The sequence below is a fragment of the Haloferula sp. genome (genome assembly GCF_049672945.1).
Classification (GTDB): Bacteria; Verrucomicrobiota; Verrucomicrobiia; order Verrucomicrobiales; family Akkermansiaceae; genus Haloferula.
This window is the reverse complement of sequence record NZ_JBATWY010000180.1, coordinates 1-11,940: the sequence shown is the minus strand read 5'-3', so window position 1 is coordinate 11,940 and position 11,940 is coordinate 1. Positions and strand designations below refer to the sequence as shown.

Annotated in this window: 9 protein-coding genes; 1 reads left to right on the top strand and 8 read right to left on the bottom strand. The window is 60.4% G+C overall.

What is annotated here, in order from left to right; genetic code table 11:
* The first annotated feature begins 149 nt into the window (after nt 1–149).
* Entirely contained in the window at nt 150–338 is a 189-nt protein-coding gene (locus tag WBG04_RS16230; RefSeq protein WP_424315575.1) for a hypothetical protein, read from the top strand.
* Between the two features lie 246 nt (nt 339–584).
* Here WBG04_RS16230 and WBG04_RS16225 read toward each other — a convergent pair whose 3' ends face one another.
* The 8 genes from WBG04_RS16225 to WBG04_RS16190 form a co-directional block, all read right to left on the bottom strand.
* Nucleotides 585–3,980 (bottom strand): type I restriction endonuclease subunit R, encoded by a 3,396-nt coding sequence (locus WBG04_RS16225; protein ID WP_424315573.1) that lies wholly within the window; start codon nt 3,978–3,980, stop codon nt 585–587.
* Nucleotides 3,981–3,985: 5 nt separating this feature from the next.
* Nucleotides 3,986–4,801: a hypothetical protein gene (locus WBG04_RS16220; protein ID WP_424315571.1), complete on the bottom strand. Its 816-nt coding sequence runs from the start codon at nt 4,799–4,801 to the stop codon at nt 3,986–3,988.
* A gap of 15 nt (nt 4,802–4,816) precedes the next feature.
* Nucleotides 4,817–5,713 carry a DUF488 family protein gene (locus WBG04_RS16215; RefSeq protein ID WP_424315570.1) on the bottom strand — a complete coding sequence of 299 codons (897 nt, stop codon included), beginning with the start codon at nt 5,711–5,713 and terminating at the stop codon, nt 4,817–4,819.
* 23 nt (nt 5,714–5,736) lie between these two features.
* Nucleotides 5,737–6,885: a restriction endonuclease subunit S gene (locus WBG04_RS16210; protein ID WP_424315568.1), complete on the bottom strand. Its 1,149-nt coding sequence runs from the start codon at nt 6,883–6,885 to the stop codon at nt 5,737–5,739.
* Nucleotides 6,882–9,014, bottom strand: coding sequence for a type I restriction-modification system subunit M (locus WBG04_RS16205; protein WP_424315566.1), 2,133 nt, complete (start codon nt 9,012–9,014; stop codon nt 6,882–6,884). Before WBG04_RS16205 ends, WBG04_RS16210 begins: the two co-directional genes overlap by 4 nt.
* Before the next feature lie 367 nt (nt 9,015–9,381).
* The gene (locus tag WBG04_RS16200; protein WP_424315564.1) at nt 9,382–9,588 is read right to left on the bottom strand and encodes a hypothetical protein; all 207 of its coding nucleotides are present in this window, start codon (nt 9,586–9,588) and stop codon (nt 9,382–9,384) included.
* A 367-nt stretch (nt 9,589–9,955) separates the two neighbouring features.
* Complete coding sequence (locus tag WBG04_RS16195) at nt 9,956–10,351, bottom strand: hypothetical protein (RefSeq protein ID WP_424315562.1); 396 nt, start codon at nt 10,349–10,351, stop codon at nt 9,956–9,958.
* A 393-nt stretch (nt 10,352–10,744) separates the two neighbouring features.
* Nucleotides 10,745–11,940: ImmA/IrrE family metallo-endopeptidase (locus WBG04_RS16190; protein ID WP_424315560.1), on the bottom strand; the 1,196-nt coding region annotated here is incomplete at its 5' end.

Genomic DNA, 11,940 nt, shown 5'->3' with positions numbered 1-11,940 from the left:
AACGGAGTCTTTGGCTAGAAACTTCGAAAAGTATCTCAAAAGCGGATCCGGTCGGACCTTTACCAAACGCCATTTCGTCGAGTAGCGGTCAGCCGAAGCGACCCGAGCGAACGCTACCTCGATGCGCTCACCGAGCGGGACATTGAGGAATGGCGGACGACAAGCTCAAGGGATCGAAGCGCTACCGAAACAACATCCTCGCCCACCTACGACATCTCTTTGAGCGAGCGCGTGTTTGGGGCATCGTCCCCAAAGGTCACAACCCTGCCCGCGAAGTGCCTTCGCTGAAGGTCCCCCGCACCGAGCCAGTCATCGGTGAGCGCGACTGCCTCCAATAGAAAGACACCGACAGCAGGCAACGAGATATTGGTGATTCAGGGTCCCGTTGAACTTGGCAAACAAGGCGAGTAGGAAATGGGCAGCCCTTATCATCCGCCAGAGCCATACGATGCAAGCAAGTGCCGAGGTCGAAAGCGGCAACGTATTACACTCCATACTTCTTCAGGAACTCAGCGAACCCAATCTGATCCGCCGCAATGGCTGGTCGAGCAATTCGAGGCGGACCGGGGCGAATTGTCCCGACATCACGCCGCCATCTCACTTTGTTGCCACACGAAGCCATAGAGTTGTTCAGCCAAGGCCTCGGCCTCTTCGTCAGTAAAAGGAGGCCGAGGCAGCGAGCCGTAAAGAGTATCGAGAATGAGAACCTTCACGTCGGCCTGCGTCGTCGTGTTCTTGGTCCACGCGGGCATCGTCGCCAACTGCTCCTTGAGAGTCGCCAAGAGGCCCTTGCTGGCTTGCTTGACCCGTTCCCGGTCCGCCTTGCTGATCTTCTCCTTGGTCAGCATGTCGAAGAAGGCGAGCTCCTCCTCGGTTAGACCCTCCCGGACATGGCGCTGCGCCTCGTCGTCCATCTCCGCGACCAGCTTCATCATCTTCGCGAAAGTCTCCTCCACGGTCGCCCGATCCTTCTCCCTATTGTAGTCCGCAATGATGATCTGATACTTCTTGTAGTAGTCCATCCGCTTCGGGTTGCGGGCCATCATTTCAGCCAGCTTTGCCTCGATGAGTTCACGGATGTCCTGCAGTGCCTTGCGCTTGTGGCGGACCTTCTTGGCGAACTCATCGTGCAGCTTCTCGAAATCAATCTCGCTGAGATCAACCTTCAGCCCCTCGGCCTGATCCTCGCCGGGCGCTTGGGCGCGGATCGCCTCGTTGACGATCTTGTGCAGCTCCTTGAGAAGGTCGGTGACGTCGGCGGTGTCCCGGCGCTCATCAAGCTTCTTGTAGATGGCCTCTATATTGTCATGACGCACGTAGTAGGGGCGGACTGACGGCTCCATGATGAGCGTCTTCATGATCGAGAACACTTCTCGTGCCATGATCTGGTAGCGGCGCTTGGATTCGTCGGTCGTGTAGAGGGCATCCACGGCGGCACGGAGAGCGCCGATCTTGGCGAACCCGGTCAGGCCGTTGAGCTGGTTCGGCTCGAAGCCCACGCTGCGCAGTTGGTTCTCAGCAGCCTCGATGGCCTCGACAAGGGCGGGAACGTATTCCTCCAGGGGAATCGCCGGGTCGGGTTGCTCTTCGCCGCCATCGCCCACCGCGTATTGCGCCAGTGCTTCGCGCAGGCTTTTAAGCATCCCGTTGTAGTCCACGATCACGCCGCAGTCCTTGCCCGGATAGATTCGGTTGGCGCGAGCGATGGCCTGCATCAGAGTGTGGGCCTTGAGCGGCTTGTCGATGTAGAGGGTCTGCAGGCACTCGACGTCGAATCCCGTGAGCCACATGGCGCACACGATGGCGATGCGGAACGGGTGCTTGTCGTTCTTGAAGGCGTCCTCGACATTGACCCGCTTACCGTCCGGTGTCTCGAAACCGTTCTTCATCACCACCCGATGCGGGATGATGTCGACGCCCCACTTGGCGAAGTCGCGCACTTCGTTCTGAGCCTCGCTGATGATGATCTCGATGATGGTGCTCTCCATCCACGCCGACTGAGAGCGCAGGTGGTCGAGTTCCTTGGTGCGCTCCTCTTGTTCGTCGGCATCCATGGTAGCGGCGAGTTCCGCTTCCTTGGTAGGGATTAGCGCCTTCAAAACAGCTATCTTGGCATCCCAGCGTGGCTTGATGCGCTGGAACATTCGGGCGCAGGTGATCTTGTCGATGCACACGAGCAAGGACTTGCCGCAGTTCCAGCGCCCCGAGCAATGTTCCACAAAATCGGCGGCGAGCTTGTCGAGCCGGTCGGGAGCGGTGACTACCTCGTAGTCCTTCCCCAGCAGCTTCTCCAGCAGGGCCTCTTGGTCGGCATCCAAGCCAGCCTGCTCGATCTTCTCTGCGATGCGGTCGTTCAGGTCGAGTCGGGCGATGCCGAGCTTCTCACCCCGGTTCTCATAGACGAGTTTGACCGTGCTCTTGTCCTCTTCAGACCGCTTGAAGTCGTAACGGGAAACGTAGCTGCCGAAGATGCGTTTGGTCAGGTGGTCGTGCTTGAAAAGCGGTGTGCCGGTAAAGCCGAGGAATGAGGCATTCGGCAGCGCCAGGCGCATGTTGCGGGCGAATTTGCCCGCCTGGGTTCGGTGCGCTTCGTCGGAGATGACAATGATGTCGTCCCGCTCGCTGTAGGGGTCCTTCTCGTCCATAGGCTGGTTGAACTTGTGGATGAGCGAAAAGACAAAGCTGTGATTCTGTTGTAGCGCAGCCTTGAGATCCTTTCCCGAGCCAGCGCGCGGGGTCGTCTTCGGATCCACCATCCCGCAGCCGACAAAGGTCCGCCAAATTTGATCATCGAGGTCTTCGCGGTCGGTCATCACCAGGAAAGTGAAGTTGCCGGGCACGTATCGGCGCACCTTTTCGGTGAGCATGACCATCGAGTAGGACTTCCCGCTCCCCTGGGTTTGCCAGAAGACGCCGAGCCGCCCGAGGTCGGGATGGGCGCGCTTGGTCAGTTGCAGGTCGTCCGCCGTATCCGTGAGGCGGGAGACATTCGTTGGAGACTCTTCGCCGCTTGGCGTTTCCGCCACCATCGCCGTTTCGATCTCTTTTGGAACATAGCGGATGATTCGCTTGCCGGCCGGATATTCCCGCTTCAATTCCTCCTGCCGCTTTACCGATTCGACCACCTGATTCACGCCGAGATACTGGTGGTTCCGCGCCACGATCTTCCGTGCGCCACCGGGGCGACTCTCGTCGAAGAGGATGAAATTCTCTACCAGGTCGAGCAGGCGTTCCTTCGCCAGCATGCCGTTGAGCAGCACCTCGGCCTCGACGCTCCCCTGATCCTTCTCGTCGTTCCGCTTCCATTCGGCAAAATGCTCCCACTTGCTCGTGATCGATCCGTAGCGGGCGCGATCGCCATTACTGACGATAAGAAAGGCGTTGTGGTGGAAGGCGTGGTTGATGCTCGTCTCGCTCAGGTAGTCGGTCAGGTTGTTGTCGTAACCTGCCCGCATGTTCAGATAGACCGCCTTGAGTTCGATGAAGACCAGCGGCAGCCCATTGACGAAACAGACAATGTCGGCGCGACGGTTGAACTCCGGTGCGCGCAGACCCTTGATCTTCAGCTCCCGCACCGCGAGAAAGCGGTTGTTGGCAGCGTCGCGGAAATCAATCACCCGAGCGCGGGAGTGGCGCACCTGACCGCCCGCATCGCGCCACTCCACCGGGACGCCATTGAGGATGAAGTCGTGAAACTCCTTGTTGTGCTGGACCAGCGAGCGGGCGAAGTCCACCCGCGTGAGCTTCTCCACCGCCTGCTCGCGGGCGGATTCGGGCAGGTCCGGGTTGAGTCGGTCCACGGCGGCTCGAAGGTCGCGCACTAAAACCACGTCCCGGTCGCTGGCGCGGCCCAGTGTTCCTGCAGGGCCGAATGTCTCCTCGTTGTGAGCGTAGATGCTATCCCAGCCAAGGACGCCACGCAGATGATCGGCAAAGGTCGCCTGCACCAATCGGTCTTCGCTGTGGATGTCGGTAATCATGAGGATCAGAGCAATTGCGGCTGGTTTTCCTGCGGGAGCGGCAGCACGCCGATGATCACCCAAGGGTTCGGGGCGCGGCTGTGCCATTCATAGGTCGTGCCGAGAAACAGATGCAGGTCGGTTTGGAAAAACCGGGTTTCATACATCTGCCGCACTTTCTCCAGCGCCTCGGCATCGGAGGCAGCGGACTGGCGGCAGTTCCAGTAAAGCATGCCGATCTCCCAATCCAGAATCCGCAGTCGTGGCTTATTGCCGGAATCATCCTCGAAGCGGTAATAGAAATCGTAGGGCACTTTCCGCGCGGGTTTGAAATTCTGTTGCAGCGCATCCGCATCGAGGAAGCTGGTCTGCTGCAATTGCCGGGTGGCCGCCGCGAGCTTGGCCGGATCCCAATCCTCGGTGCTGGGCTGCCACTCGAAACCGAGCAGCTTCGCTGGCTTGAACGTGGCAAGGGAAACCTCGTCGCGCTTGCCCGCAGCGATCAGCTCCGTAAGGTTGGTCCAGATCCTTCCCCGTTGCACCACGGCACGGCGTTCGCGCCAGTTGTCTGCGGTCGAAACGGGGTCGAGGATGGTGATGTCGTCCCGATTGACGGGGCTGAATGACTCGGGACGCTTGTCCTTGATCCGGCGCACGAGGGGCAATTCGATCCAGGTCCACTTGGGAAAACGTGTCTCTTCGGTCAAGAGCCGGAACGGAATCGGATAAATCCGCACCCATGATCCATCCTCCCGGAAACCGGCCGTGCAGACCAGCTCGACGTGCGACTGCGACAGCGTCGGGTAGGTCTTTACGGTGATGAGGATGCGCTCTCTGGCCATGGTGGTTCAGGAAAATCAAAAATGCACCGCCTCCAATCGCTGGCGGCCTCCATGTTCCAGGGCTTCGGCGACGCAATGCCGGTGGCACTGGTGCGGATGTTTTTCGAAGCAGGTCAGCGCCACCCGCTCGCCCTTGGTGATCCATGTGCGAATGATCTCCAGTGCTTCCGTCTGTTTCGGTAGGCTATCGCGTTCGTAATCCTCGAACAGCGCGTCGTAGTCGGCCTGGGTGTTCAGCTCGCGGCGCTGGTCCGAGGCGATGCCCAGCTCAGGCAAATGCTCGTAGCGGATGCCCACGCCCGCGCAGGACTTGCTCAGCGTGCCTTTGGAAAATCCGTATTTGCGGCTGAGCGGATTGCGCCGCACGTCGCAAAGCAGGGTGACGCCTCCGACCAACAGCTGGTTCAGGTAATCCTCCAGCGTGCGGCCTTCGTAGCCGATGGTGCACAGACCGGGACCTTGGGAGGCCGGACGCGCCGCCGCAACTGCTGCGAGCGCGGAGCGGTCGCCCTTGAGCACTCGGTCCGCCATCTCACTGCGCGTGGCATGGTATGGATGCCGACGGTAGGTCTCGGCCACCAACGCGTCGCCGCGCAAGTCCGCATGAGCCTTGGCGAAGCGCTGCATGGCGAGGCGGGTGCCGGGGTTCACCTTGGCTGCCGCCCGGCCCACCTGCGTCAATTTCCAAGAGCGCTCCTCGTCCGCGAGCAGGCCCCGCTCGATGAGTCGGCGCTTGTCGGCATAAGACGTGAAGGAAAAGCCGCCGAAGCGATAGGGCACAAACTCGTAGCTCGGCGTCGTCTCCACCTCCCGGCAATAGAGGAAAAGCAGTTTTTGGAAATCCAGCCCGCCCATCTCACCGCCAAGGGCGTCGAGCAGGGCAAGCAGGTGTTTCTGGCGTTGGAAAATCATGGCTTAGGATAGGACGTGCAGGTTCAGACTTCAATCTCCCCGCTCATCAAGCGCGGCAGGAGCAGGTCGCGGGCGACGCGGAGTTTTTGGTTTTGGATGGCGAGGAGTCGGAGTTGAGAAAACATTGGCGCGACTTGCTCGTCGAAGATTTGAATCAACCGGTGAGGAGGAATCAGAACTTCTACACGGTGAACCGCCTTACGATCCAACGTTGGGACTGAAGCGCCGCCGTTGTATTGTTTGAGGTTCATCCCTCGCAATAGAAACAAGGCGAAAAGCGGAGTCACCTCCTTGAACTCACGGACCCAAAGCGCAGTGTTGTGCGGCCAGTAGTCTTCATCAACGTAATTCACTACACCGAGCGAGCCGCTCCGCCCCGTGAAAACTCCCGGGCCTTTTGCCTTTGACTCATGGTGGTGACCGATGATCCCCGTTGAACCGCAAATCGGGAAATCACCCTCTTCCCATTCGCCCTTCGGCAAATCGAAACCACGCTGCAAGACGAGTGCATCCTCGAACGGCTTGAACTCCCACCCCAGCGGCACGGCGTTCTTGATGGGCGTGTGTTCGTGGCCGGGGAAGCGGAGGCGGACGAACCATTCCTCATACAGCAAGCGCGCCGCCTTTTCCAACAGCCCCATCCGCCGCCGGTTGTTCTCCATCTGCTCGTCGTAAGTGCGGGCCACTTCGACCGTTCGTCGCTGAATGAGCAGTTTCGGCAATCGAATCCCGACGCGAGCGAGTGTGTCGGTCTCAAGCTTCTTTGTTCCATGAGAGGCTTCCGTTGCCAGCTGGCGGATGTTCTCACGCTGACTGAACAGCGAGTAAAAGAGAAACTCTGGGTCGACGTCCGGTTTGCAGGCGAGCGCTTTGAGATCCTGATTAAACGCAACCTCTCGCTTGGTGATGCTGACGCGGAACTCCTTGGCCAAAGACATTCCACGAACGACTGCGAGAACTGTATTTTCAGGAACTAGTCGGCTGCCGGCCTCAGCACCTTCGGGTGTGATGTGAAGTGAAGAGTCGTGAATTCGGCTTTCCTTCATTTCGCCCGAACTGACCCAGGGTATGTCCCCTTCCCAAAACTCAGTCCTCGATTTTCTTGGAGTTCCGCCTGAGAGGAACTTTACGCAGTCACCCAAAGATCGGATGGGCCAACTTTGGTTACTCATACCCCCAGCTCCTCCAGGTTCTTCTGAATCGTCGCGGCCAGATCCACCGCCTCGGCGTTCAGCCCGGCGAGTTCCTCGTGAATCTCGGTGATGGCCTGCTCGAAATCAAAATCCTCGTCCACCTCCGCCGGGGCAACGCCGACGTAGCGACCGGGAGTGAGGCTCCAGTCAGCGGCTTCGATGTCGGCCCGCGTGACGACTTTGACGAGGCCTGGCACGGGCTGCATCTCGGCCTTGGGGAAGCGGTCCTGCAGCCAGGCGATCTGCCGGTGAAAATACGTGGCGTGCTTGAGCTGCTCCGCGGCGGCGCGGCGGGCTTCGTCGAGTTGCTTGATGAGCCGTCCGGTGGCGCGGCGGTCGAAGGCCTCGGCCACTGCTTCGTGATCCGTGAGGTCGTTGGCATTCGACGCGACCCGGGAGGCGAGTTTGTAGAGCAGGTCCACTTGCTTGATGAGTCCCTTGGCTCGCTCGGCCACGGGGTCGAAGGACTGCCGTGCCTTGTGCTGGGCGTTGGTGGCGGGCGGGGTTTTCTCCAACTTCTTCACGCAGGCGGCGACGTCGGCGAGCAGCGTTTTGGCATCGGCGGTGCAGGCTTTGCGCGCGTCGCGCAGTTCCGCCTGCGTGTCGGTGAGCGCCTGCGCTTTCTCCGCGTCGAGATCGGTCGTGGCTTTCACGACTTTGGAGAGGGCGGCAAACGGCGCGTCGAGGGCTGCCAGCGCGGTGTCAAAGGCGGCGATGGTTTCCGGCACGGCGGCGCACTCGGCGGCATGGCGGGTGAAGTAGTCTTGCACGAGGCCGATGAAGCGATCCTTCTGGCCGCGGTAGAGCCAGACGATGGCGGTGAGATTGCGCATCTGCTCCGGAGTGAACTCATGGACCTTGCGCGAGCCTTTCATGAGCTGGCCGATGCTGCGGGCGTCGAGCATGAGCACCTGGTCCTTGCGCCCGGCGGGTTTGTTGCGGTCGAAGTACCACAGCTCGCAGGGCACGGTGCGGGTGTAGAAGAAGCCGCCCTTGATCGAGATCATCACGTCCACGTCGCCGGTCTCGACGAGCTTCTGGCGGACAGTCTTTTCGTCGTTGCCCGCGCTGGACGCCTGGGAGGACATGACGAAACCGGCGCGGCCCTTGGCATTGAGGTAGCTCCAGAAGTAGGAGATCCAGAGGTAGTTGCCGTTGGAGACGCGCTTGTCCTTGTTCACCCCCGGCAGGCCGAAGGGCAGGCGCGGGTCGTTCTTGATCCGCTCGGCATCGACGAGATCGACGTTGAAGGGCGGATTGGCCATGACGAAGTCGCAGCCGCCTTCACCCATGGCCTCGCGGGGTGCGAGGTTGTGCTCGTCCTGATAGTAGCTGATCGCTTCCGAGATTTTCCCCTCCAGCCCGTGAACGGCGAGGTTCATCTTGGCGATGCGGATGGTGTCGCGGTTCTTTTCCTGCCCGTAGAAGACGACCTTGCGGTTGGTGTCGCCGCCCTCGTGCTCGATGAAGTGGCTGGTCTGGGCAAACATGCCGCACGAGCCGCAGGCCGGGTCGAAGACGTTGCCGTGGTTCGGCTCGATGACATTGACGAGAAGCTGCACGATCGAGGAGGGAGTGAAGAACTCGCCGTTGTCGTGCGCCTTCTGGATGGAGAACTTGGCGAGGAAGTATTCGTAGATGCGCCCGAAGACATCGCCGGTGGCGCGTTTGATCTGTTCGCTGTTGAAGAGCCGCATCAGCTCCTCCAACACCTTGGGCTCGAAGATGCCGTAGTCCTTGGGCAGGACATTCAGCAGAGGTTTGAATTCCTTCTCGATGGCCTCCATGGCATCGGAGACGAGCTGGGGCAGCCCGGCGGGGTCCGTGCTGGCCCGCTCCATGATGTTGTCGAAGCGGGCTTCCTCGGGCAGGAAAAGGGCGCGACGGCGGATGTAGTCGGCTGGCTGGACCTTGCGCTTGGGCATCTTACCGGATGCCTGGTCCTCGGCGATCTGCCGTGCGGCCACATCGAAGCGGTTGGCTGCGTGGCGCAGGAAGATGATCCCCAGCACGGGCATGAAATAGTCGCTGGAAGTGAGCTTGGAATTGGCGCGGAGATTGTCCGCGGCGGACCAGAGGTCAGTTTCGAATTGGGAGAGATTATCCATGAGTAGTTAGTCCAGCGATGGGAGCTCAAATACGCCTCCAAGCGCCTGACAATTGAGATACGCAAAACAATCGCTTCACGCTAGCCTGAATGCGTCATCGTGTCTCAGCTCAGGTGTCTGAACCTCACCCGATCCGCATCCGCTCCAACTCCTCCAGCACATCGGCCGTCCGGAACCTGACGGCCTTGCCGATTTTGAGGTGGGGGATCAAAAGAAAGGTCTCAAAAAGAAAGGTCTTAGGTGATAAATTATGCACTCATTCCGTCTGAGGGACGAGCTTTCCGTATGTTACGAGGTCCGGGAAACGAATTTCCTGGGGCGATCTACCACGTTTTAGCGCGAGCTGATCGCCGAGGGGACAAGAAGCTCATTGCTCCACCGCTCCGAACACTTCATGGGGGCGGGCGTGGTCGATCATCGTGCAGATGCTCCCCTGCCCTTCGAGGAAGCGCCCATCGTCGTCGAATAGCTCATTGTTAAGGTTCCACCGCTCCAAACTAGCAATCGGTGATGCCTTCGGCTCTTCACCGACCCGATGGATGACCTGGAGGCCGAAGAAGTCCGGCCAAGTCACCTTGAGAAAACGTCCGCTCTCCGGTTGGAGCCAAACCTGATGTTCATTCCCCTCGTCATCCGGCGGACGATTCAGGACTTCTGGCGGAGACGATAAGGCGAGCCCGGCTCCCGCAAGGTATTTCCTGAAGATGGCAAGTTCTTCGAGGTGATGGGTAGAACTGCCTTGAAGACGAGCAACAAGGGACTCGCTTCACTAGGTTAGCCGCTCGGACATCCGCAGACCTACCCGCCGATAATCTTCGAATTTGCCAAGCTAGGGATCTTCTGCTCTCCTTCCCCAAGCAGAAACGCCACCGACCCTTTCGGGCCGATGGCGCTTTGGACGGGAGCCGTCGTTTTGATCGTGTGATTCTTGCAGGAATCGATCAAGCGGCGGCTTCCTCGTTTGCAGGAGGCGGATCCTGCGGCGGACGAATCGTCCCGTTCGAGCGTTCGCTCAAGGGCACGTATCCCATGGCACGATAGAGCGGGCTGTCGCGGCCGTGCTCTTCGTGGATCTGGACGCCCATCGAGACGACCACGAGGAACTCCGCCAGTTCCGCCATGCCCTGGTTCTTCACCAGGACCGCAGCGGAGGCGGCTTTCTTCGCTTCATCGAGCGCGTCCAGTTTGCCCTGGAATTTCGCGATCTCGGCGTCGAGATCAGCGAGCGTCCTGCCTCCGAAGGTGGCTTCGGGAGCAAGGGCATTCCAGGCGTTGCGGATGTCGTCTGCTTTCTTCGCAACCGGACGACTGCGGCTGCTTGTACTATTGGTGTTCATGATATGAACGTGTGTTGTTAGACATGGACCCGGTCCCTGCCACCCGGTCCTGCACTCGCAGGTGAGCGGAGTACGGGGTCCGTTTTTCTTTCCGGAACGGCAGCCTGCGTGGAGTCCGCCGCTTGGGAAATTTGGAGAAGGACTCTGAAGGTCCTTCATCGCCGGATCGGTCCCGATAGGAACACCAGGATGGATCAGACAAAGAGGTGGATGCCGGATTTAAACTGAGATGCCGGACCGAGCAGCTCGAAGCGGTCCCGAAACCGGGGTCGAAATCGGCGGTGGGATGATGGGCTTGAGAAGCGTCGACCCTTGCCAAGCCGGCGCAGGCTGGGACGGAGTCGAAGGTGGGTGCAAGGACTTGAAAAGTCCTTCTCCATATTGGGGTCGTGCTCATTTCGGCCATTCGGATTCCTTGATGCCCAGGCTTTCGCGCAGGCGGTTGTATCCCACCAGGGTGCGATGGAGACGAAAGTCGTTCGCCTGTCGGCGCAGGCGCCCGGCCAGCACGCTCAGGCCGATGTGCTCCTGCTTCGCCGCGCGGCGAAGTTCAGGGGCGAACTGCAAGTGCCGAACGCGCTCCCACACTTCCGGCGGGATCAAGGTGTCCAGGGCGAAGGCATCGGCCTCCTGCTCGACCTCGCCGAGGCGCTGGGAATCGAGGTCGGAATCGTAGATCGCCGGAGTGTCTCCGCTGAGATGCCTGAGCACGTGGCCGAGCTCGTGAAAAAGAACAAACCAGAAGTTGTCCCAGCGGTTGTGGCGCAGGGTCAGCCCGATCACCGGGCGCCCGCCGGGCGTGAGCAGCGCCGCGCCATCGAGGTGGGTGTGGTCGAGCCGCGGCAGGATCACCACCGAGATGCCTTTGGCGCGCAGCGCCTCGATCGCCCGCGGCGGGCCAGCCTCGTCGAGACAGGCGAGGCCCGCGAGCCAGCGCAGGAAGGCCTCGTCTTCGACCGCCTGCGGATTCCAGGGTGGCAGGGTCGGCTCCATCTCTGCGGCCAGGACCTGCACGCGGTGGCCCCAGGCTTCGAGGGCGTAGGTGCAGACGACCGACTTCGATCCCGCCATCTGGCGCTTCAGCACCGGCTGGGGCGCGTCGGCTCCTCGGAAGAACTGGGCCAGCAGTGTGTCGCCCTTTTTCATCCACTCGCGCCAGGTGCCGGTGGCCCACGGGAAGTAGCCGTGCTTGAACATTTGCTTGGCGTCGTAGCGTGAAAAATCCCGACCCGTCGGCAACGGATCGGGATCGGGATCAAGCTTCGGGCCGGGGCCCAGCAGACTATCGGCGGGGATGTGCCACTCGTCGCGCAGGCGACGAATCATCTCCGGCGTGAGCTGGCGGACACCGGACAGGATGTCGGCCACCCGGCTTGGCGAGCCGAGCAGTTTCCCGAGGTCTTTCTTCTTGTAGTTCATTTCCGCCATCCGTTCGAGGATGGCTTCGGTGGGAGTGGGTGCCTGGATGGGATGGTGGTCGCTCTCATACTTTTCGATGAGAACGGCCATGACGTCCAAGACATCCCGTTCCTCTTCGCTAAGCGAATCGGAACGTTCGAGAAGCTCCGCTTGGCGTGCCAGTGCCTGAC